We start from the raw sequence: 23,076 nt of genomic DNA on the forward strand, positions 1-23,076 counted from the left end.
TAAATCATTTTTATAAGATGCAATATCAAAATTCCTTAGCATTTGCTAAACAACAAGACAAAGAAGATGTACTTGCACATTTACGTAATCAGTTTTACATCCCTAAAGACAAAAATGGTAAAGAGTGGTTGTATTTTACAGGAAACTCTTTGGGCTTGCAACCAAAATCAACTAAAAAATACATCAATCAAGAATTAGAAGATTGGGCAAATTTAGGAGTAGAAGGGCATTTTGAAGCTAAAAATCCGTGGTTAAATTACCACGAATTATTAACCGATAAAATGGCAAAAATTGTTGGATCAAAACCACTTGAGGTTGTGGTAATGAATACGCTTACTACCAATTTACATTTACTAATGGTGTCTTTTTACAGACCTACAAAAACCAAATATAAAATTGTTATTGAGTCTGATGCTTTTCCTTCGGATAGATATGCAGTACAATCTCAATTAGAGTTTCACGGATTTTCTAAAGAAGATATTATTGAATGGAAACCTAGAGAAGGAGAAGAATTATTAAATATTGATGATTTAGAAACCATTGTAAATGAACAAGGTGATGAGATTGCCTTATTGTTAATTGGAGGTGTCAACTATTACACAGGGCAGTTTTTAGATTTAAAGAAAATTGCATCAATCGGTCATTCTAAAGATTGTTTAGTAGGAATTGATTTAGCACACGGAGCAGGAAATATTCAACCTAATTTGCATGAATCTAATGTAGATTTTGCAGCTTGGTGTACGTATAAATATTTAAATTCTGGTCCAGGAAGTTTGGCAGGATTGTTCGTTCACGAAAAACACGCAAAAAATAAAGATTTACCACGTTTTGCAGGTTGGTGGAATCATAACAAAACCACACGTTTTAATATGCGAATGCCTTTTGATGTAATGGAAGGTGCAGAAGGTTGGCAATTATCGAATCCGCCAATATTATCTATGGCAGCAATTTTAGCTTCTTTAGACTTATTTGATGAGGTTGGAATGGATGCCTTGCGAAAGAAATCAGAAAAACTAACGGGTTATTTTGAGTTTTTAATTAATGAAATTGGTTCTGATGATATTAAGATTATCACACCAAAAAATCCATCAGAAAGAGGTTGTCAATTATCTATACAAGTAAAAACTGCGGATAAAAGTTTGCATAAAAAACTAACCGAAAATAACATTATTACAGATTGGCGAGAACCAGATGTTATCCGTTGCGCACCAACTCCAATGTATAATTCTTTTGAAGATGTATATACGATGGTTTTAATTTTAAAAGGATTGTTATAATAATTAAAAATGTCTTCTCGAGCGCAGTCGAGAGATTATTATTAGTTCTCGACTGCGCTCGAACTGACAATTGAAAAAAATGAACAAAAACGATAAAATACTAATTATTGGTGCAGGACTTTGTGGTTCTCTTTTAGCTTTACGTTTAGCGCAAAGAGGATATAAAATTGAATTGTACGAAAGTAGACCCGATTTAAGAAAAGTAGATATTTCTGCCGGAAGATCAATCAATTTAGCATTGTCAGACAGAGGTTTTAAGGCGTTACGCTTATGTGGAGTAGAAGAGAAGGCAAGAGAAATTTGTATACCAATGTATGGTCGTTTGATGCATGACAGAGCAGGAAATACGTTTGCATCCAATTATTCAGGAAGAGAAAATGAATATATCAATTCCATTTCTCGTGGCGATTTAAACGCACTTTTATTAAACGAAGTAGAAAAGCATCAAAATGTCAACATTTATTTTAATCAAAAATGTAAAAATGTTGATATAGAAAATAATACAGCACATTTTAAAGGTTATAAAACAAAAGAAGAATTCGCTATAAAAGCAGATGTAATTTTTGGTACAGATGGCGCAGGTTCTTCACTTCGAAAAAGTTATTATTTAGAGCGTAAATTCTTGTTTTCTTATGCTCAAAACTATCTAAATCACGGGTATAAAGAATTAGAAATTCCTGCGGATAAAAATGGTAAACATCAAATTAGTCATCAACATTTACACATTTGGCCTCGTGGTGATTTTATGTTAATTGCTTTGCCAAATTTAGATGGCAGTTTTACCGTTACACTCTTTTTAAGTTATGATGAAGGCGAATTTAATTTTGAAAATTTAACATCCGAAGAGAAAATAACACACTTTTTTGAGCAAGAATTTCCAGATGCTTTGGCTTTAATTCCTAATATAAAAGAAGAATTTTTAAACAATCCAACGGGTGTTTTAGGAACCGTAAAATGTTCGCCTTGGAGTTATCAAAATAAAACTGTTTTATTAGGTGATGCAGCGCATGCAATTGTGCCGTTTTATGGACAAGGAATGAATGCGTCTTTTGAAGATGTTACTGTTTTTGATGAAATTCTTTGTCATTTCGAGCGCAGTCGAGAAATCTTTGATTGGAAAGCAGTTTTTAAAGCTTATGAAAAAGCAAGAAAACAAGACACAAATGCCATTGCAGATTTAGCGATTGACAATTTTTATGAAATGAGAGACCATGTAGCAAATCCTATTTTTAAAGAAAAAAGAAAAATAGAAATGGATTTAGAAAAAACGTTTCCAAGTCAATATTTTTCTAAATATTCGATGGTAACTTTCAATGAAAATATAGGTTATCAAGAAGCCATGAAAAAAGGAAGAGCGCAAGACAAAGCTTTGTTAAATTTAATTGCAGATGATACAATTCATACACATTTAAATATGACAAAAGACGAGTTAAAAATCATTTTAGAAAAAGTAAAAACAGAAACAGAAAACATTTTAAAGGAAGATAAAATTGCAGGTTTGTAAATGAAAACATTCATCATTTTATTACGCGGAATAAACGTTTCAGGAAAAAATAAAATTCCGATGGCAACATTACGAGATTTATTAAACGATTTGCAATTTAAAAATGTACAAACGTACATTCAAAGCGGAAATATTATTTTAGAATCCGATAAAAAGAAAGAAGTAATTTCTAAAGAAATAACAACCAGTATAAAAACGAAATTTGGGTTTGAAATTCCTGTTTTCGTAAAAACAATTCCTGAATGGGAAAAAGCATTAAATAATTATCCTTTTTCAATAGAAAATGAGAAAATTGTTGCGTTTTGTTTTTTAGATAAATCAGCTAAAGAAACCAGAATTGATATTAAAAATATTGGAGAAGATCAATATAAAATAGAAAATGATGTTGTGTATTTAAATTGTATTTCTGGTTTTGGAAAAACAAAATTAACCAATAATGTTATCGAGAAAAAATTGAATGTTATTGCAACTACTCGTAATTTTAAGACCACAAAAAAGCTATTAGAATTAGCAAAAAAATAAACATGAATAAAACCATAAAAGAAAAAATAATACAAGTTTGTGATGAGAAAATCGCTAAAAAAGGAACGAATGTAGGTTTGTCTTTTTATGCATTTTTTAAGAATAAAAACGACAATCCGGCTTTGTTAATGGAAGTTGCCAAATGGTGGATTGAAACGCACGAATTAGATCATTTTGAAAAAGCAGTTAAAATTAAAAAGATGGTTTTAGAACTGTAAAAAGTTTATATTTAGAACGGAATTTAGCGTTAGGGATTGAAACGGCATCCTTTTTATGTCAGTTCGAGTGAATTTGTGAAGAATGAACAAATTTGTATCGAGAACAAGAAAAAAGATATAGTAAAAAGCCCGACCTTTAGGAAACGCCCAAAACATAAAAATATGAGTAATTTAGTAAAACCTTTAAATTTTAAAAAGTGGATTGATGAACATCGTCATTTACTAAAACCGCCAGTTGGTAACAAGCAAGTTTGGGATAATGGCGAATATATTGTAATGGTTGTTGGCGGACCAAATAATAGAAAAGATTATCATTATAACGAAACTCCAGAATTTTTTTATCAAGTAGAAGGAGACATAATTTTAAAAATTATTGATGATAAAGGAACTCAAATTGATGTAGAAATTAACGAAGGAGATATTTATTTGTTACCAGCAAAAGTGCCACATTCGCCACAAAGAAAAGCAAATACAGTTGGTTTGGTTATCGAATACCCGAGATCAGAAGGTATGTTAGATGCTTTAGAATGGTATTGCGAAAACTGTGGAAATTTATTGTATAGAGAAGAATTTCCGTTAGAAAATATAGAAGTTGATTTGCCTGTAATTTTTGATACCTATTATTCTGATATCAAAAAATGTACTTGTAATAAATGCGGAACCATTATGGAAGCACCTCAAAAAGTTAAATAAATCGTGTTCGTCATTACGAGGAAGAATGACGAAGTAATCTCTTATTAAAAGATTGACACGGCTTGTGCATCGCAATAACAAAAAATATGAAAAACAGAAAACTACGCATAAACGGACATTCTCATTTGTTGCCTTATCCAGAAGAAATTCCTCAATTTATGAAGGAAAAAGAAATTTTTTGGGTAGATGATGAACGTAAACACATGTTGCAAAAAGGATGGAAACGTCCGGTTACAGATTCTAGTTTTTTCTTAGACGAGAAATTATTGTGGATGGAAAAAAACAAACTAGATCATGCAGTTGTTTTAAACCTTTCTCAGTTATACGGAAATGGTTTGCGCTTAGAAGAAATGAAAAAAGCATTGCGTTTCCAAAATGATTTTAATGCTAAAATTCAACGAAATCATCCGTCTAAATTTACCTGTGGTTTTGTAATTCATCCAGGTTTTATTTACGGCGCTTTAGATGAAATGAAACGCTGTGTAGAAGAATTAGATTTAAAAGTTTTGTGTTTGCCAACACATTTTATGGATTCTATTGGGCAATGGCGTTGCGTTTTTGATGAAGAAAATGATCGGATTTTTGAATTGGCAGATCAATACAAATTGGCAATTGAAATTCATCCGTACGATGGAGATAAAATGATAAAATTAGAAAATACCAATTGGCGTTTTCATTTAATTTGGATGTTGGCACAATGTGGCGACGCGTATCATTTTTATACTTTAAACGGAATGCAAGAGCGTTTTAAAAATATTAGAACGTGTTTTGCGCACGGAGGACAATTGGCGCAAATGAATTTAGGAAGAAGAATTCAGGGTTTTGATGGAAGACCTGATTTATTTGAAGGAAAACATCATCCTAGAAAAGCAGTCGGACATAAAAACATCTTTTTTGATACGTTGGTTCACGATACAGATTCGTTAAAGTTGATGTTAGAGAGACAAGGAACAAGTCAGGTTTTAATGGGTTTAGACGATCCATATCCTTTAGGAGAAATGGAAAGTGATAAACAATCTTCTTATCCTGGTAAAATTTTAGATTTAGCAATTGATGAAAATATTATTACAGAAACCGAAAAAGGGCAGATTTGGGAAGACAATGTGTTGCAATGGTTGTTTGGTGATGATGAGGTTGCAAAGCAAGAGTTGATTCGTAAAATTATAGAATAATATTTGTTATTTCGACGATAAGAGAAATCTCACAAATTTTAGTTTATGAGATTTCTCCTCATTCTTCGTTCGAAATGACAATTAGTTACCGGAAACTACTTTTTACATTGCTGTAAAACTTCTTGAGCTCTTTTTAGCATAAATTTTGGGTAGAATTCAGTTTCAATTTTCTCCGTTTTACTTAATTCTATAGCTCTTTCAATTTCTGCACAATAAGGTGCTGTAGATTTGCCAAAGAATTTTGCAGAACCCATATTCCATTCTGCTTGCGCTAAAATTACTCTTGGATTTTCTGGAGCAATTTGCAATGCTTTTGCGTATAATTGATTGTTTTGTCCAGATAAAGTCATGCCATATTTTTGTCCGTCAAAAGCAATATAACCTAAGTTTAATAAAGCCTGAGCAACTAAAATTTCTGGATTATTTTCTGAGTTTGCTTTTGCAGCATCTAAAAATCCTTGTGCTTTTGTAAGTTTTGCTTTTAAAACAGCTTCGTCTTTTAAGCCAAAACTTGTTAAAGTTTCTACTGTTGCAGCGTAATAAGCCGGCATCCATTTTGTTGGTTCTGCTTTAGAAATTCTTTCAAATAATTGAGAAGCTTCTGTCATTTTTCCTTGTTCCCAGAAATCAAATGCTTTTTGCATTCCTGTTTGGTATTTTGTTTGCGCAGCAATCCCTGTCGCAATGAAAATTGCGATAATTAAAATTGATTTTTTCATGTTGATAAAGTTTAAGTTGGTTTATTTATATTTTAATTTCAATAGTTTTATTTTCTAATAATTGAAATTTAGCATCATCGTATTTTGGAGGTCCCATAAAACCACGAGCGTTGTTAGAACAACCGTAATCTTCTGTAGGGATTTTAAATAAATTGGTATCCATTTTTTTGTTATCATTTTCATCATGTACAAAAGAAACAGCATATTCTCCTTTTGGTAAATCTTTAAAAACTACTATAGATTTTTTGTCTTCTATTATTGCAACTTCACCTTTAAATTGTTTTTTTAAGAAGTGTTCTTTTTTGTTGTAAAGCGCTACTAATAAAGTACCTTTATTAGAATCTAACCCAGAAATATTAACAGTTAGATCTAAAGATTTTTCTTGTGCATTTGTAGTTAAAATTCCAGTAAAAATAATAGCGAATACTAAAAGTAATTTTTTCATAATGATTGTTTTTATTGATGATTCAAATATCTGATGTTTTTGCCAATTTAAAACAAGAAACATACCGAATTGTTGTTTTTTGATTCTGAGTTGTAAATTTAGTCTTTGGTATTAAGTTGTCATTTCGAAATGAGCCATTTTAAGCGATTGAGAAATCTCTTTTAGATTCCTCCTCATTCTTCGTTCGGAATGACAAACGTCTATAAATTATCTAATTGATTTGTTTTTTTATTATCGCTAATTGTCCAGAAAAAACCTACAAAAAAGAATCTGTCTGCACTCGGAATAATGGCTTGTCTATCGAAATTACCACTAGAATTTTGTGTGTTTTTATAATTGTAACCAAACACATTTTTGTTGCCTAAAACATTGTTTACAGAAAAATATAAAATCTTTTGCTGATCTATTAAATAGGCCCAATTTAAGCTTAAAGAATTGTAATTTTTGGTTTTGTTATTTAAAAAACCAGCTTCGTTTGGATTGGTGTAATTTCTACCAGAAGCAAAATTATAACTAAAACCAATTTGACTTTTCCAATTTTCTACCCAATGTTTGGCAACTACAGAAAGGTTGTGTTTTGAAGCAAAATTAGGCGTTGCTGCAGTTGGGTAATTTTTATAATTTCTTTCGGTGTCTAAAAAGGAGTAAGAAACCCAGTAATCGGTGTTTTTTATTTTACCGTCTTGTCTCCAAAAAATATCGAAACCTTTGGCATAACCATCTCCGTTATTGTTAAAGTTACTTGTGTAAATTGGATACGCGTCATTGTACTTTACCAAGTCTTTATAATCTTTTAAATAAGCTTCTATTCTAAAAATTTGCCCTTGTTTTATAGTTTGATAATTGGCAATTAAGTGTGATGTGTTTTCTGCTTTAAAATCTTGACTGAATTTTAAATATTCGTTTTTAGGATTCTGATAAAACTGTCCGTAAGCCAAAGAAAATTGAGAGTTTTTATTCACTTTATACGCAAGAGAAGCTCTTGGAGAAAGTGTGAATTCTTTTAATAATTCTGAGTTTTCTGCACGAATTCCTACTTTTGCTGCTAAGTTTTTAGAGAAGAAAATATCGGTTTCTACAAAAGATGCAAAAATGTTGTTGTTAAATCCATAATCAAACTTTTGATTGCTTTCTGTTGTATAATCTTCATCAAAATTAGTTGCAAAATATTCTGATCCAAAACTGATTTTAAATCGGCTAGAAAATGACTTTTTTAACTTTGCTTTAAAGTGCATAGAGTTTTCATTATCGGTAACAACATCATTTATAATATTGATGTTAGCATGATCGTTTGTAAAACTAAAACCACTTTCTATACGCCAATTATTGCCAAATTTATTTTTGTAAGAGGTGTTAAAATATAAGTTTCGGTTTTTTAACCCAAAACGGAATCCATCTTCATAATTAATATCTTCTTGTATTACATCAAAGTTGGTGTAACTAAAAGCTCCGTACATTTTTAAAAGCGATTCGTCTTTAAATTTATGTCTAAAAACCATTTCTCCATTTAAAGATTGCACGGGTTTTGTATAGGTGTTTCTATCTGGAAATGCTTCTTGATATGGAGCTAAATTGATGTAAGAAGTATTAACACTAAAAGAATTATTGTCCCAAATTTGAGTATTTCCAACGCCTAAACCAAGTGTCATAAAAGACAAATCTGTTTTTTCTTCTAAAGGTTCATCGATGGTGTTTAATTGTAAAACACTCGATAAAGCTTGTCCGTATTCAGCGGAATAACCACCTGTTGAAAAAGAAATTCCTTTGAATAAAAAAGGAGAAAATCGACCACGAGAAGGTGTGTTTTGTGTGGATGGAGTGTAAGGTGTAAAAACCCGAATTCCGTCTACAAAAATTTGTGTTTCTTCAGCTTCACCACCACGCACAAATAATCGTCCGTCTTCATCTACTGTAGAGGTTCCTGGTAAAGTTTGTAATGCGCCCATTACATCGCCCATGGCACTTGCGGTTGTAACAATATCTAAGGGTTTTAAAACGGTAACTTTTGCTTTTTCGCCTGCTTCAAAAGTTCCGGCATTTATTACCACAGCATCTAAAGAATTTACATCGTCTCGTAATTTTATGTTTAAATCTTTTAAAGAAGAAACATCTGCAGTTTTTGTGAATGTTTCAAAAGAAACAAAAGAAATGACTAAAGTTTGAGCGCCTTTTTCTTCGGTATTAAAAGAAAATTCTCCTTTTTGGTTAGTTGATGTTCCATCGTAGGTTCCGTCTAAATAAACATTGGCTCCATTAATAGGAATTTTTTTTGAGTCGGTAACTTTTCCTGAAATGGTAGTTTGTGCAAATAATGAAATTTGACAAATAGTAAATAGAATAAATAATATGCGTTTCATCAGTTTTGGTTTTTTGATGATACAAAGATGTAGTGTTATCTGTTTTTAAAATAAAAACAAATACCGAGTTGTAATTTTTAAATGATGAATTGTAATTCTATAAAATAGGAATACATAAATCTACAATAAACTTATTTTCTGGATGTTCTGCAGCATTGTTATAGTAAATTTCAAAAGGATCGATTTCTGATTTTTTGTAACCGTTTTCAATCATAAAAGCAAAAGCAGATTCCCAAGCTTGTTGAAACTCAAAAGGGGTAATTTCTAATCGAGAAACGATACATTTTGTTGGTGATAATATTTTTAAATTGACTTCTCCATCAATTTCTACAACATCGTTTAATACAATGCAAGCACTCATTCTTATATTATTTGGATCTGTAATTTTAGGACTATCATGGTAAATAGTAAGCATTCTTGTTGCTTCATTTATCAATCCTTTTGGTGTTGCCCATTTTACTAATCTATTATAGACACTGCCAATTGCTTCCATTTTTCCTTTATAAGAAATCGTTGCTAAATCTAATCTTGGTACTTTTTTAATTTCTGTTTTTGCATTCATTTGTAACCAGTTTAAAGCGTTATTGATGTTGCAAATATATTGCTCAAAAGTAACAGTAACTTTTCCTATCTTGCTTTCTGTTTTGCTAATCTTGCTATATTTTTCTGGACTTTTTTCTTTAAAAGTTAATGGAGAAATTCCGTAGAATTTTTTAAAAGCTTTAGAAAAAGCAGACAAATTATTGTAACCGACAGCTTCTGCAATTTGAGTAATATTTTTTTCTTTTTGATGTAATAAGTAAGCAGCAGATTTTTCAATTCTTTTTCTATGGATAAAGTTTTGTACGGTTTCCTCAACTACAATTTTAAACAATCTATGAAAATGAAAAGGAGAAAAGTGTGCTTTTTCTGCAACAATTTCTAAGGTTAGTTTTTCTGATAAATTAGCTTCTATAAATGCAATTGCGGTATTTAAACGAGCAATATTTTCTTTGGCAATTTTATCAGAAATCATTTTTTAGTTTTTTGAAGATAATAGAATACAAATCCGCTTGCAAAATAGACAATAACATCTATAAAATCTTTGGTATATCTTGCTAAATATTTTGGAAAGATAAATTCAAATAATATGCTATATAAAAAACATGTGTATAAAATAATCGATAAACTTAATGTGTAGTTTTTATCATTTTTAGACCATTTTAAAATTTGTAAACTAGTGTATAAAACAATAGGAATGATTAAAAAATCGTTCACGTAAAAACCAATTACTCTCGGTAATGGAACCGAAAAGTATTGAAGAAAATAAATAAATGTTCCTGTAAATAAGGAAAAAAGAAAGTAATAAAAGAGCGTTTTTTTCATTTTATCCTGCAGCTACCATTGCAATAAACCAAGCCAAACCAGCACCAATTAAACTAACAATTGTAATTGCAGAGTATAAAACCCAACCAATAATTTTATAAAATATATTTGGATGTTTTTTTAGTCTTTCAGCCAAATTAGGGTTTTCTAACTCGTGAATAACTTCATCAATTTGAGCCTGTTTTACTTTCGCTTCTTTAAGTTCTCTTTTCTTTTTGTGAGAGATTAAAGTATTGCAAACTTTACAATAGTCCCTGTTTTTATTAAAAGTTCCGCAATTGGGACATTTAATCGTCCTGTTTTCCATCAAAGTTTATTTTAGCTTCTAAAGATATAAAATAACATTAATTTATTTTCTTTTTCATACCAAATAACATTCTTGGAATTTTATAAGGATAAATTAAAAACCTATAAATTAGTATAATTACTGGAAGAGTAGTAAATATTAGTAAGACTATTTTTAAAGAAATATTCATGTTAAATTGAATAATATAAAAGCCGAAAATTATAATTATTGTTTGATGTAATACATAAAATGGATAAATAGCTTCGTTACATTTTTTAAGAATGTTGCTTTTTTTATTGAGCCAAATTTGTCCATAACCAAGTAAAGTTATTACAGAAGACCAGCTTACTAAACAACAAACTATATACCAAATATTCCAACGAGTTTCGATTGATAAATACGGAGTTAAAAATCTATTTGGCATAAAATAGTAAACATAAAAAAGAACAGTTGAAATGATTAGAAGGATGAAATTTGTTTTTCGATAGTTTTTTAAATGAATCCAAATTTTTGTTGATGCTGTAATTATTATTCCTGTGATAAAGAAAAATCCGTAAAAAGTAGTTGAAGAAATATTACTAATGTCTTTTGAACTACTAGGATTTATTTTTTTAGTGATAATTTTTAAACTTATTAATAGAATTACTATTAAAAACAAACTATATTTTTTGGCTGTTATACCTTCAAAAAAATGGATAAACGAATTTGATCTTTCTGATCTTAAAAATAATATAAAAGGAATAACTGCTATAGAAATTATGAAAAGATTACCAATAAACCATAAGTGATTTACGTCAAAATCTAAATTTTTATAGACATCAAAATAAGAATTATAATTACTATAATGCTCATAAAAAATTTGAGGAGGAATAATAAAAAGGATACCAAAAATTAGAGGAATTATCAATCGATAATTTCTTTCTTTTAAAAACTGAAACCAACTTCTTTTTGAAAAAGCAAAAATAGTTCCTGTACCAGAAACTAAAAATAATAAAGGCAATCTAAATTGCTCAAAATAAACCATAATATCATCCAGTAATTTGCTTGATTCTGCATTCATAATATGAAAATCATCACCATTAAAAGGCATTCCTATATGATGAAAATATACCGCTACGATAGCGATTACTCTTAACCAATCAATATCATATCGTCTTTCTAAAATCAAAATATTTTGTTTTTTTAATTAGCAATTACAAACCTAAAACAAAGATTTAATAGAATCTTTTTTATGTTATCAATAACAACAAAAAGTGACGAAATACAAGTGTAATTTATGCTAAAATAAAATTGAATTCTTTGATTTTTGATCTTGAAACAGGAATTTCTAAAGGGTAATTATTAAGTTGAAGCTTATAACCTTGTGCGTTACCATTTATAGATTTTATCTGATTTGTATTTACCAAATAAGAACGGTGTGTTTTAAAAATAAAGTTGAATTCTTTTAATTGTTCTTCTAATTCTTTAAGTGATACTCTAATGAGTTTTTTATCAAAACTATTTTCAGATTTTGTATAAATCTCAGCGTAATTTCCATCAATTTTAGCAAATAGAAAAGTGTCTATTTTTAGATTAAAACTTTCAGAATTAATAAAAGAGTTTATTAGAATTGATTCTTTTTTGCGTATAAATTTCGACTTTTTAAAACTTAGTTTAGTTGCGCTATTTTGATATTTTTTTAATAATCGATGTAAGTTTAAAGGCAGGATAATTATTAATAATAGTACACCAACTAAAAAGGTATTTCTAATTTCTTCAAACAAATATTGAAAAGACCAATTATTAGGATTTGTATAAATAAAATCTCTTATTAAAAAATCGGCAATTCCAATCAATAATAAAACAATAGATAAGTGAATAATTTCTTTACCAATTGTCCAAAAAGTATCGTCTTTTAGATTTTTATTTACAAACCAAAAATAAACAAAAACAATTGGTAAGGGAATAAATGCATGAATTAGTAAAACCCAATTAGAATTTACTTTGTGTTCAGAAATATTTAATTCAAAAGGTTGAAATAAATAAGAAAAGCAAAAACTTAGAAAAGAGAAAATAAATAAAATGATTAATAAATTCTTTCTATTTCTATAATAATAAGGATATAATTGATTAAAATAATTAAGAAATTGCACTTTTTTTCTTTTTATAAGGACGAATAATCAAACGGGTTTCTCTATCAAAACGAATATAATTATATACCCAATTTAGAAAAACAATGGCTTTGTTTCTAAAACCGATTAAAGAAAAAAGATGTACAAACATCCAAACAAACCAAGCAAAAACTCCTTGAAATTTCCATTTTGGTAAATCTACAACGGCTTTATTTCGTCCAATAGTTGCCATAGAACCTTTGTCGTTATAAACAAAAGCTTTTTGTTTTTGGTTGAATAATTTAGCAATAATATTCTTTGCAACTAATTTTCCTTGCTGTATGGCAGGTTGTGCCATCATTGGGTGTCCGTAAGGATTTTTATCACTAGCCATGCAAGCAACATCACCAATGGCGTAAATATTTGGGTAATTTAAAACCTGGTTAAACTCATCAACTTTAATTCTTGCAGCTCTTTCAATAACACATTCTTCGGTTAAACCATCAATCATTTGTCCTTTTACACCAGCAGCCCAAATAACAGTTTCTGCTCTAAAATGATCTTCTCCTTTTGTAGTTACTATTTTTCCGTCATAATCTAAAACACGTAAATTTTTCCAAACGTTAACTCCTAATTTTATCAAGAAATCTTCGGCTTTTTCGGAGGCTTTTGCGCTCATTCCTTTTAGCAAGCAATCAGAACTTTGAATCAAATTAATTTGCATTTGACGAATGTCTAAATCTGGATAATCTTTAGGTAAAATTCCTTTTTTCATTTCAGCCAAAGCGCCTGCTAATTCAACGCCTGTTGGTCCGCCACCAACAATTACAAAGTTCATTAAAGCATTTCTTTCTTCAATATTAGATGTTAATAAAGCTTCTTCAAAATTTTCTATAATTAGACTTCTAATATTTAAAGATTGAGGAATGGACTTCATTTCCATCGTATGTTTTTTGATATTGGTATTACCAAAAAAGTTGGTTGTAGAGCCTGTTGCAATAATTAATTCGTCGTATTCTAAATTTCCAATAGAAGTTTTTATGGTGTTTTTATCAGGATTGATTTTTTCAACTTCGGCCAATCTAAAATAGAAGTTTTCTACATCGTTAAAACGTTTTCTTAGAGGAAAAGCAATAGAATCTGGTTCCAAACCACCAGTTGCAACTTGATATAATAAAGGCTGAAATGTGTGATAATTGTGTTTATCAATTAAAACAACTTGTAATTCTTGTTTTTCTAATCCTTTTGCTGCAGCTAGACCTGCAAATCCGCCACCAATAATTACAACTCTTGGAAAACTAGTTTGTGGAATGTTCATATTAGGTTTTTGGATTGTTAGAAAGTTGAATTGTTAGATTTTTTGAATTGCGAATTTACGGAAATAATAAGATAAATTTTATTTATGAGATAACTTAATCTCTTGTAATGTTTTATCAGAATTGATAAACTCAGAAATAATATTCTTTCTGATAATTTCAATATCATCATCAAAATAATTTGCCCATTTATCGTCTTTAAATAGGTGATTAATTTGCTTTATTCTTTTTTGAGCCTCAGAAAAAGTAAATAAAAAGAGTGTTTCCTTTTCTTTTTTAGGGTTGATTTTAGCTGTTTTTTTATCAAAATTTACATCAATAAAGAATATTTTTTCTGTAGAATTGATTGGGCAAAAGTCCTGCCATTTCGCAAAACCAATTACTATTTGTTGATTTTTATAATTATCATCAGCAATTAATTTCCATCTGCAGTTGGCAACTCTTCCCCAATGATTCGATTTTCTGTAAACTCCTTTATCTGTATAGAAATACATACTTTCGGATTTACTTTTATAATTGGTGTTTTCTGGAAATTCGAAGTTTTCTATTTGTTCGAATTCGCAAAAAGTATGTTTAAAGAAGTTGGTTTTGTTGTACGTTTTCAAATGGAATTAGTTTGAATTAAAAAACGCAACCAAATTAATGATTGCGTTTTTATTATTTAAGAAAATATGTTTTTCTTTTTAAAAGATTCCTCCTTTCGTCGGAATAAGCGATTCACACAATTTTGTTTTACAAAATTGGTTCTCTGCTTACTTTACTTCTTCTAATATAACTACTACTGTTAATCAATTAATTAGGTTTTTATGGTACAAATATGGATACTTTTTATCCGATTTATTAAATAAATAGAGTAAAACTTACAAGTAATATAACTACCTCAGTAATATCAATAGGCATGCTTACCTCTTTAAGGTAAGATAAATAATTTCCTGATATTTTCTTAGCCTTTATTTCCTATTCTTTTTATAATTCTCTGCTTGGGTAAAAATTTCTTGATAGACTTCATCTCGTTCTACTGGTGGGTATCCAAACTCATCTAATAATATAATTAAACCAACTTTTAAAGCAGACTTCATATCAGGTCTTGTATTCCAATCTGGATATTTAACTTGCGTTTTAACTAACTCTTTTACCTTCTTAGCCAATTCAATTAGTTTTTCTTCTGGATACGTAAAATCATATTTTTTACAAAGTTCTAACAGAATATCATAAAATGCTTTTTCTTCAAAATCAATTCCTAGTTTTTTTCCAGAATCAAATTCATCCCGAACCTTCATAATCATATCTGTTAATGCTTCAGCCATATCATCATACACCTCACTACGATAGAGGTCATTTTCACTACGGTCGTTGTAGTTAGCTACCAAAGCTTCCATTTTTTTAGTGAAATCAACGCCTTTTACTTGGTTTACCTTTTTGATTTCTCCAATAGCTTTAGCAAGTAATTGTTGTAATAGTTTTATCTTGGTGTTGGGCATTTTTATTTTATCCAGCTTCGCTAAATATTCATCATCAAAAATATCTTGATGACTATCGGCTTCTTCTCCAATTTTAAATATTTCTTCTACACCATCACTTTGCAAAGCATCTTTAATCATTTCTCGTACTTTGGCATTCATTTGTGCGGTATCTGGTGCATTTCCTTTAGTCAATTTAAACACAATAGAGCGAACTGCTAAATAAAAATGGGTGTAATTTCTTTCCGTTTGGGTTAGCTTTTCGCTTCCTGCACAAATATCATAAGCAGCTTTTAAACGTTTCACAATACCCATAAAGCGTGTTTCAATGGTTTTTGTATTTTGAGCATATTCGACAGCTTTATTTAAGGTATTTAATTGATCTAACGGCGAACCATTAAAATAATTAGAACTATCGAACTTATGAAATATTTTAGCTAACAGATCTAATTGGTCTCTCACCGCAGTTAAAGAATCGTCTATATCTTCAAAATTATCTTGGTCTCCTTTATTATATTTAGCTAAAGCTAAATTCATTGCTTTTTTTATTCCAATATAATCGACTACTAAACCTTTGTTTTTCCCTGCAAATTTTCGGTTTACACGAGAAATGGTCTGAATTAAATTGTGTTGCGATATTGGTTTGTAGATATACATACTGTCTAAAAACGGTACATCAAAACCAGTCAACCACATATCTACTACAATAGCGATTTTAAAGTTTGATTTTTCATTTTTAAATTGTCGGTCTAGTTCTTTCCTGTATTCTTTTGTACCCAAAGCTTCATACATTTCTTTTGGGTCGTTTTTGCCGCGTGTCATTATCATTTTAACACGTTGCATTGGTTTTATTTCTTTCTTTTCTTTATCAGTTAATTCTGCTCCGTCTTCGGCTATTTTTATTTCTGCCCACTCTGGACGTAAGGCTATTAAATTTTGATAAAAAGCGTAGGCAATTGGTCTACTACTGCATACAAACATTGCTTTTCCTTTTACTGTAGCTCCTTCGTTTACTCTATTTTCGTAATGTGTTACAAAATCGTTGGCTATTTTCTTTAAAATGTCTGGATCTCCCAAGACTGCATTCATATTAGCCGACTGTTTTTTACTTTCATCTACCTGATATTCGTTCGCACCTTCGCTAGCAGCTTCATTATAATAAGCTTCTATTTTTGCGAGTTCACTATTATTTAGAATTACTTTTGCTGCTCTTCCTTCATACACAATACGTACAGTAATTTCATCTTTTACTGATTCGGTCATTGTGTAGGCATCCACCACTTTCCCGAACACATCTAACGTAGCGTCTATTGGTGTTCCTGTAAAGCCTACAAATGTTGCGTTTGGTAAAGAATCGTGTAGGTATTTAGCAAAACCAAAGGTCTTTTTCACACCATTTTCAGTAACGGTAACTTTTTGGTCTAAATTGGTTTGGCTTCGGTGTGCTTCATCAGAAATACAAATAACATTGGTTCTTTCGGTTAGCAAAGCCAAATCTTCTGTAAATTTATGAATGGTGGTTAAAAAGACACCACCAGATTCGCAACCTTGTAATTTTTCTCGCAATTGTTTACGGCTTTCTACGCTTAAAATTCCGTTATCACCAACATAGTTTTTTGCGTTTGTAAACTGAGACGATAATTGGTCATCTAAATCGGTTCTATCTGTAATTAATAGTATTGTTGGGTTTCCAAAATACTGGCTCTTCATTAATAAACGTGTCAGAAAAAGCATCGTGAAACTTTTACCACAACCAGTCGCTCCAAAATAGGTTCCACCTTTTCCATCACCACCAGAACCATCTCTGTTTTTTTGAGCTAATTTTATATTGTCATACAAAGCTCTTGCAGCATAATATTGCGGATAACGACACACAATTTTTTCATTCCTTTTACTGCTGTCTGGCAAGTAAATAAAATTGCGAATAATATCTAGTAAGCGGTTTTTCTGCAACATGCCTTGCACCAGTGTAAACATAGAATTTATACCGTCTACATCTTTAGCTAAACCAGCAATTCTTCTCCAAGCGTAATAAAACTCATAAGGAGCAAAAAATGAACCTGCTTTATTGTTTACGCCATCAGAAATTACACAAAAAGCATTGCAAATAAAAAGTTGTGGTATATCTCTTTTGTAACGTATTGTTAATTGCTCGTATGCATTGTGTATAGTCGTTTCTTCTCGTATAGCAGTTTTAAACTCAAACACTACCAAAGGCAATCCGTTGATATATAAAATACCATCTGGAATCCGTTTTTGGTTTGCTTCTGTAATTTCTAATTGAGTAACAAATTTGTAAATATTTAGATTTCCATAATTTGTTGATGGTTCTGCAACCAAGCTATCTATGTTTTTACTTATTGTTTGGTTTTCTAAACCTGAAAAATCAACCAGGTTGATATAAATATCTTTCTGCGTATGATCTTCTCTTTTTAAAATAAAACCATCAGATAACCAAGACATAAAACGCTTGTTACTTTCATATAAGTCAGAAGCAGGCAAGGTTTTTATTTGTAAAATAATACTATCAGTTTCTTGTTTGGTTAAGTTTTCTTCCTTGTATTTTTGAAGTAAAAAAGTACGTAAATCATCCGCTAAAATAACTTCGTCTTCACTACGGTTAAGCGTATCGCCTATATGATGTGGATATCCTTCAATGGCAATCAACTCAGAAAATGCAGCTTCTAATTGGGCTTCTGTAAATTTTTGACTCATACTTTTACTTTTATAGACTTTCGTAATAAGCTTTTAGTTTCTTAGACATTAGTTTACGTCTTTCTTCTAAAAACTTGGTGTAATCTTGGTGTGTAGCTTCTGTTATAAATGATGGAATATCATTTGTTTTAATATTATCTACTAAAGCAGTTTCAGTATCTAATGTGCTAACTTCATTAACACCTTGGTTTATCTGGTCTTTAATTTTCCTTAAATATTCGGTAGGTGGCATTTTACCCACTTTTATATTGGTAGCTTGCTCTGTGTACACAAAATTGGCTACTTGGTTATAGGCTTTTTGTGGATAACCGTTGTTTATCAAATATTGTTTCGGAAAAATATGGTGTATATCTCCTCTTTGTTCAATTAAACTAGTAATTGTCATAGATTTTGATAAGAAAGCAACCGAATTTTTATTTACCTGAGCAGCTAAGTACAAGGTGTACGCATTATTGTTTACACTAGAGCTTTCTAAATCGTTCATTAAACCAAAATTCCAAAAGCCTTCGCCTAAATGAGCTTGCTCCATTTGTAATAAATACGCTGCAATTCCTTTTGTGTTTATCTGTTTGATGTCTTCATCTATTCTAGATTCTGCCGAACCGGAATAACGACCAATAAATATGGATAATATCAACCATCTTTTTACATAACCCTGTATTTCTGGTTCGCTCATATTATCATCACGCAGTTTTAAATACAATGCATAGGCAAAATTTAAACTGTTTTGAGACGAAATTAATTTTCTATTTATTAAGCCAGTAGACTTTAATATCATAACAAACCTTTGGTAATTGGTTTGATTGACAAAAGCTTCTAAACCATCTGATAATTTTTGATAACTGGCAGCTGATATTTCATCTTCATAAGTTCTAGTTTCAAAATTTCTACCAGATAATAAGGCTACTAGATCACTAAACTTACCACGACTAAATTTAAAGGTAAATGCTACACGAAGCATATCTATATAATCAGGACAATACAAATCATCATTATTTGTAGCAATCCATTTTATGCCTTTGTAGTAGTTACTTATTGTAAAATTGGTATCGTTATCTACTATGTGTTTAATAAAACCTTTGTCTACCAATAAACGGCAGAAATAATCTACCATTTTACGCATTTTGTTTCCACCGTGCTGCTCATCTGAAGCTATTTTAGACATCACAAAATCAGCATTACTTAATACTACACCTTTTTGATTGATACGGATAAATATTTCAGTTACTGTATCAATATCTAAACTAGCATCTAACTCAATAATCCCGACTTGTTGGTTTTTAACTCTTTTAAGTTTTTCTATACGTTGTTCTATTAAATCTTCATCTATGTCTGGGTTTAATGCTATATAACTTTTTCTTGCTTTACTAATTGTAATTTCATCATTTACAATAGGATTGATGTTGTTTATCCATTCTGGACTTTTTTCTTTAGCTTTATTTAATACCTCAAAAGTTTCTGTTAAAGGATTAAAAGCAATGCGAATATTAATTTCTTTATAGTTTCTATTTAGAACACGTTGCCCAACAATAGCAGCTGTTAAGGCCGTTATTCTTTGTTGCCCATCTATCAATACTTTTTTACCTGCCGATAATTCTCCGTTCTTTAACTTCACATCTGGATTCCGCCAAGTAATAATATAGCCAACAGGATAGCCTTGATATAAAGAGTCAATTAAATCTCTAACTTTTGCAGCTTTCCAAACAAAAGGACGTTGAATTTCTGGTATGGCGATATCGCCAGATTTTATCCAACTTAATAAAGTTTCTACGGTTTGTTGGTGTACGCTATATTTTGCCATATATTTTTTTAGTAATCGATATTAATTAAAATTATTATTTCCTAATTGAGGATTTCCCAGTAATAACTCTTTGGCTTTTTATTGAAATATTTAATAAATTACTGGCACGTTGTTGATCCTGTTCTTTCATAGGAATCATTCGCATAAAATTAAGACCAAGACGGCGTAGGATATGGAAAGCAAGAGGATTGTGTTTAATCTCATCAACTAAACGTTTAATATCTTTTTCAGGAAAGGTCTTACTATATTCTAAAATGACAGCTATATCAATTAAAGAGATGGCATTGTTTTTTTTATCATCTCCAGAAACGGCTAATTTAGCTCGTACATCACTAAATGTTATTTCTAAATCTTTGGAACTAATAGAAGATGAAATACGTTTAAATATTGAATATGAAATCATGTATAATAAGTTGAACATAAACTGCTTCGCTAAACCTTCCCTTTCTCGAACTGTTAGGGAGCCATTAGGGTCTTTTTTTATCAATTCAATAATTTCATTTTTAATATATTCTTCCCCTTCTAATAATGTCTTAAATAAAAATTTCAGAGAACGTAAGCCTAACTTATACAATTCCTCAACTAGATTAGATTTATCTGTACCAGTTAATGAAGCATATCTGTTTTTAATAATATAGCCTAAAATTTCAATAGTTTTAAATGCTTTATTAACTTTTGAAATACTATCTATTTCTTCATTGACGTCATTTTCATCCTGTATTTCAATTTTTAAGTTATCTTCTTCAGAATCTATTATTTCAACTTTATCATCAAATACTATATCAATAACTTTTTTTTCAATTAAATCATTGACTGCCTTAATGTCATCGTTAAACTCTATAATATTTTCCTCTTTAAATAAAGCTCTCGCACGCTCTAAAATTTGTTTTATTATAAATTTGGATTTGCTATGATGTGATAGGAAAATATAAATATTTGCGCTTTCTGTTTGATACAATCTATTTGATAATTCGGTCACTTCAGCTTGAATGATTTCATCATCTAAATTGTCTGAAAAATATTTACCTATAAAATAGAAGTAAATATATTTATACTTAAATTTATAAATCGACTCGTTTTTTTGAATTAAATTACACTTTTCCAAAACTTCAGCAACTTCTCGAAAGCTTAATTGAATACTATACTTTTTAATAAAATATTGATGAAATTCAATTAACATGTTTTCATCTATTTCAATAGTTTTTTTATCATAAAGCCAAAATGACAACTCTGTTAAATATGAATAATATTTTTCTATTTCAGCATTCGCTTTAATTTTTTGTCCAAGTGCAGATTTAATTAAAACATCATAATAATGACCAAAAGTACTTTGCTCAAAATTAGTTGTACTACTCAATTCGTTGGCTTGTAAAATTGTTAATATATATATTGGTAGTGAAGGGATTAAGTTCTTACCGATTACAGAATTTACAATTTTAGATAATTCTTTAATTTGAAATTCTTTAGCTTCTTCATCTTCAAATTCGTCTTCAAATAAATCGATCCATTTTCTAATTAATTCTAATCTTTTTTTACCCCCGAATTTCAATATTTCATATACATCAACAGCTGTAACTTGAGATTCGAGTAACTCACTTAAGGTAAAATATTCATCCCAAGTTATTACCGTTTGAAAGGAAAAAGAGTAAAGATTTAAAATAAAGTTCTTTTTACTTTTTTGAGGGAGTCTACAATTATTTAAGTCATCAATGATTATAACCAAATTCTTAGTTGTTATATCAACATCTGTTTTGTATTGTTTCCTGAATTCCTTTTTAATTAATTTTGAAATATCTTCTTTAGTAATTTTTTTTATCTCTCTTCCTTTTATAAAAATAGGTACTTTATTGTCTAAGATTAATGTATTTAAATAAATTTTCTTACAAAATGAAGTTTTACCACTATTTTCCTCACCTAATATTATTGTATGAGTAAGGTCTTTATCACCAATTCTATTCAAAATATCTTCAGATTTAAATGATGTACCTCTTTCTTCGTCATCACCTAAACTAAATTCTTCCATAAATGGAGACACATAGATATCATTAAGGGTTAATGTTTTGCTTCTATGTGTGAAATTAGCTCCGCTATCATGCAAAAAATCATAAAAGTCATCTTCTACCTCAGTCTGCATATTTACAGGTTTATTTAAAACCATTGGTGAATTAACTTTAATCTCCAAAATTCCTTTATCACACACATCTGTGTTATCAACAAAAATCTTGTTGTCATGAACATACTTGAAAAAATGACATTTAGTATTATCATTATAATCAATAATACTAAATCCATTTCTGAAATTACTTTCAGTCTCTCTAATTTGATTTAGTCCAGAAGGAGATACTATTCTTAAGCTTTCTCCAGACAGGTTTTGTACAAGTTCAACATCTGTTTGATGAACATGTCCACTAAAAATTAAATCAAAATTCTTAGATATATGTTTTTTAATAGTTTTTGACTCAACTTCTGATATCCAATCAAGTTGATGGTGCATTAATGCTATTTTAATGTCACAATTTTCTATAAATTTATAATTGTCATTGATTTGATTTTCTCCAATAAGAAGATTTTTAAAATCATGATCATCATAACACCTCCATGAAGAGTTTAGAGAGGAAATCCCTATAGATTTACCATCTATTATTAATTTAATAGAGAATTTAAACTTTGAATGTACTTTTTCTTCAACCTCTTTATATAACTCAAATTCAAAATCCTTATATTCTTTCAGTCTTTGAATTCCATCATAATCATTTTCATTAAAATTTGTAAATGCATTAACTGAATCTATTGTTTTTAAATCTTGTTTTAAACCACTTTCATGAAAAGATTTATCCGCATTTCTATTAATATCATGATTACCAGGGCAAATTATAAACTTAGAAATATCTATGTCAAGCTTAGTAAGAATTGGTTCAATTATATATTTTTTAAATGAATTAAATCCTTCCCTAGCAGATCCATAATCTTTACCAGCTTTATCAATTAAATCACCTGTAAACAGTACAAGGTCAATTTTTTTATCTTTTTGCAATTCATCCAACTTTCTAAAAAAAGCATCTTTAAGAAAATCGTCCCAATCTTTTAAAGTTTTATTATTAAGATGAAAGTCTGTTAAATGTAATATTCTAATCAT

18 protein-coding genes are annotated in these 23,076 nt (G+C 29.6%); 6 read left to right on the plus strand and 12 right to left on the minus strand.

All coding sequences use genetic code 11. The features are described from left to right. Window positions 1-17: 17 nt before the first annotated feature. From kynU to ACJJVY_RS08795, 6 genes are all read left to right on the plus strand, one after another. Window positions 18-1,277 carry a kynureninase gene (kynU, locus tag ACJJVY_RS08770; RefSeq protein WP_405606979.1) on the plus strand — a complete coding sequence of 420 codons (1,260 nt, stop codon included), beginning with the start codon at window positions 18-20 and terminating at the stop codon, window positions 1,275-1,277. A 79-nt stretch (window positions 1,278-1,356) separates the two neighbouring features. Then, window positions 1,357-2,781, plus strand: a complete 1,425-nt coding sequence (locus ACJJVY_RS08775) for an FAD-dependent oxidoreductase (RefSeq protein ID WP_405606982.1) — start codon at window positions 1,357-1,359, stop codon at window positions 2,779-2,781. Further along, window positions 2,782-3,303, plus strand: a complete 522-nt coding sequence (locus ACJJVY_RS08780) for a DUF1697 domain-containing protein (RefSeq protein WP_405606985.1) — start codon at window positions 2,782-2,784, stop codon at window positions 3,301-3,303. It begins immediately after the preceding gene. A gap of 2 nt (window positions 3,304-3,305) precedes the next feature. Continuing rightward, on the plus strand, window positions 3,306-3,521 hold the full coding sequence (locus tag ACJJVY_RS08785) for a DUF6500 family protein (RefSeq protein ID WP_405606988.1): 216 nt from the start codon (window positions 3,306-3,308) through the stop codon (window positions 3,519-3,521). Window positions 3,522-3,683: 162 nt separating this feature from the next. Further along, window positions 3,684-4,214: a 3-hydroxyanthranilate 3,4-dioxygenase gene (locus tag ACJJVY_RS08790; protein ID WP_405606991.1), complete on the plus strand. Its 531-nt coding sequence runs from the start codon at window positions 3,684-3,686 to the stop codon at window positions 4,212-4,214. An 86-nt stretch (window positions 4,215-4,300) separates the two neighbouring features. Continuing rightward, window positions 4,301-5,386 carry an amidohydrolase family protein gene (locus ACJJVY_RS08795; protein WP_405606994.1) on the plus strand — a complete coding sequence of 362 codons (1,086 nt, stop codon included), beginning with the start codon at window positions 4,301-4,303 and terminating at the stop codon, window positions 5,384-5,386. Between the two features lie 95 nt (window positions 5,387-5,481). On the opposite strand, the gene ACJJVY_RS08800 is transcribed toward ACJJVY_RS08795, so the two are convergent. The 12 genes from ACJJVY_RS08800 to ACJJVY_RS08855 all read right to left on the minus strand — a co-directional run bounded on the left by ACJJVY_RS08800 (window position 5,482) and on the right by ACJJVY_RS08855 (window position 23,076). After that, window positions 5,482-6,105, minus strand: a complete 624-nt coding sequence (locus tag ACJJVY_RS08800) for a hypothetical protein (protein ID WP_405606997.1) — start codon at window positions 6,103-6,105, stop codon at window positions 5,482-5,484. Between the two features lie 25 nt (window positions 6,106-6,130). Continuing rightward, on the minus strand, window positions 6,131-6,550 hold the full coding sequence (locus ACJJVY_RS08805; RefSeq protein ID WP_405607000.1) for a DUF2141 domain-containing protein: 420 nt from the start codon (window positions 6,548-6,550) through the stop codon (window positions 6,131-6,133). Between the two features lie 200 nt (window positions 6,551-6,750). Continuing rightward, window positions 6,751-8,907, minus strand: a complete 2,157-nt coding sequence (locus ACJJVY_RS08810; protein ID WP_405607003.1) for a TonB-dependent receptor — start codon at window positions 8,905-8,907, stop codon at window positions 6,751-6,753. Window positions 8,908-9,004: 97 nt separating this feature from the next. Continuing rightward, window positions 9,005-9,922, minus strand: coding sequence for a GyrI-like domain-containing protein (locus ACJJVY_RS08815; protein ID WP_405607006.1), 918 nt, complete (start codon window positions 9,920-9,922; stop codon window positions 9,005-9,007). 351 nt (window positions 9,923-10,273) lie between these two features. Next, entirely contained in the window at window positions 10,274-10,579 is a 306-nt protein-coding gene (locus tag ACJJVY_RS08820; RefSeq protein WP_405607009.1) for a hypothetical protein, read from the minus strand. A gap of 37 nt (window positions 10,580-10,616) precedes the next feature. Further along, the gene (locus tag ACJJVY_RS08825) at window positions 10,617-11,726 is read right to left on the minus strand and encodes an acyltransferase (protein WP_405607012.1); all 1,110 of its coding nucleotides are present in this window, start codon (window positions 11,724-11,726) and stop codon (window positions 10,617-10,619) included. A 106-nt stretch (window positions 11,727-11,832) separates the two neighbouring features. Next, the gene (locus ACJJVY_RS08830; protein ID WP_405607015.1) at window positions 11,833-12,690 is read right to left on the minus strand and encodes a LytR/AlgR family response regulator transcription factor; all 858 of its coding nucleotides are present in this window, start codon (window positions 12,688-12,690) and stop codon (window positions 11,833-11,835) included. Further along, window positions 12,677-13,966: an NAD(P)/FAD-dependent oxidoreductase gene (locus ACJJVY_RS08835; protein WP_405607018.1), complete on the minus strand. Its 1,290-nt coding sequence runs from the start codon at window positions 13,964-13,966 to the stop codon at window positions 12,677-12,679. Before ACJJVY_RS08835 ends, ACJJVY_RS08830 begins: the two co-directional genes overlap by 14 nt. Before the next feature lie 78 nt (window positions 13,967-14,044). Continuing rightward, complete coding sequence (locus ACJJVY_RS08840) at window positions 14,045-14,569, minus strand: hypothetical protein (protein ID WP_405607021.1); 525 nt, start codon at window positions 14,567-14,569, stop codon at window positions 14,045-14,047. 345 nt (window positions 14,570-14,914) lie between these two features. Beyond that, window positions 14,915-18,139 carry a type I restriction endonuclease subunit R gene (locus tag ACJJVY_RS08845; RefSeq protein ID WP_405607024.1) on the minus strand — a complete coding sequence of 1,075 codons (3,225 nt, stop codon included), beginning with the start codon at window positions 18,137-18,139 and terminating at the stop codon, window positions 14,915-14,917. Window positions 18,140-18,149: 10 nt separating this feature from the next. Continuing rightward, on the minus strand, window positions 18,150-19,940 hold the full coding sequence (locus ACJJVY_RS08850; RefSeq protein WP_405607027.1) for a DUF262 domain-containing protein: 1,791 nt from the start codon (window positions 19,938-19,940) through the stop codon (window positions 18,150-18,152). 34 nt (window positions 19,941-19,974) lie between these two features. Beyond that, window positions 19,975-23,076 carry a metallophosphoesterase gene (locus ACJJVY_RS08855; protein WP_405607030.1) on the minus strand — a complete coding sequence of 1,034 codons (3,102 nt, stop codon included), beginning with the start codon at window positions 23,074-23,076 and terminating at the stop codon, window positions 19,975-19,977.

Source organism: Polaribacter sp. Asnod1-A03 (genome assembly GCF_045063585.1).
Classification (GTDB): Bacteria; Bacteroidota; Bacteroidia; order Flavobacteriales; family Flavobacteriaceae; genus Polaribacter.

What these genes read in the sequence shown, in the direction of transcription:
- ACJJVY_RS08785 (WP_405606988.1), top strand. Translation starts at nt 3,306, where the DNA reads ATGAATAAAACCATAAAAGAAAAAATAATACAAGTTTGTGATGAGAAA.
- kynU (WP_405606979.1), top strand. Translation starts at nt 18, where the DNA reads ATGCAATATCAAAATTCCTTAGCATTTGCTAAACAACAAGACAAAGAA.
- ACJJVY_RS08790 (WP_405606991.1), top strand. Translation starts at nt 3,684, where the DNA reads ATGAGTAATTTAGTAAAACCTTTAAATTTTAAAAAGTGGATTGATGAA.
- ACJJVY_RS08810 (WP_405607003.1), bottom strand. Translation starts at nt 8,907, where the DNA reads ATGAAACGCATATTATTTATTCTATTTACTATTTGTCAAATTTCATTA.
- ACJJVY_RS08805 (WP_405607000.1), bottom strand. Translation starts at nt 6,550, where the DNA reads ATGAAAAAATTACTTTTAGTATTCGCTATTATTTTTACTGGAATTTTA.
- ACJJVY_RS08850 (WP_405607027.1), bottom strand. Translation starts at nt 19,940, where the DNA reads ATGGCAAAATATAGCGTACACCAACAAACCGTAGAAACTTTATTAAGT.
- ACJJVY_RS08835 (WP_405607018.1), bottom strand. Translation starts at nt 13,966, where the DNA reads ATGAACATTCCACAAACTAGTTTTCCAAGAGTTGTAATTATTGGTGGC.
- ACJJVY_RS08800 (WP_405606997.1), bottom strand. Translation starts at nt 6,105, where the DNA reads ATGAAAAAATCAATTTTAATTATCGCAATTTTCATTGCGACAGGGATT.
- ACJJVY_RS08775 (WP_405606982.1), top strand. Translation starts at nt 1,357, where the DNA reads ATGAACAAAAACGATAAAATACTAATTATTGGTGCAGGACTTTGTGGT.
- ACJJVY_RS08855 (WP_405607030.1), bottom strand. Translation starts at nt 23,076, where the DNA reads ATGATTAGAATATTACATTTAACAGACTTTCATCTTAATAATAAAACT.
- ACJJVY_RS08795 (WP_405606994.1), top strand. Translation starts at nt 4,301, where the DNA reads ATGAAAAACAGAAAACTACGCATAAACGGACATTCTCATTTGTTGCCT.
- ACJJVY_RS08845 (WP_405607024.1), bottom strand. Translation starts at nt 18,139, where the DNA reads ATGAGTCAAAAATTTACAGAAGCCCAATTAGAAGCTGCATTTTCTGAG.
- ACJJVY_RS08780 (WP_405606985.1), top strand. Translation starts at nt 2,782, where the DNA reads ATGAAAACATTCATCATTTTATTACGCGGAATAAACGTTTCAGGAAAA.
- ACJJVY_RS08820 (WP_405607009.1), bottom strand. Translation starts at nt 10,579, where the DNA reads ATGGAAAACAGGACGATTAAATGTCCCAATTGCGGAACTTTTAATAAA.
- ACJJVY_RS08815 (WP_405607006.1), bottom strand. Translation starts at nt 9,922, where the DNA reads ATGATTTCTGATAAAATTGCCAAAGAAAATATTGCTCGTTTAAATACC.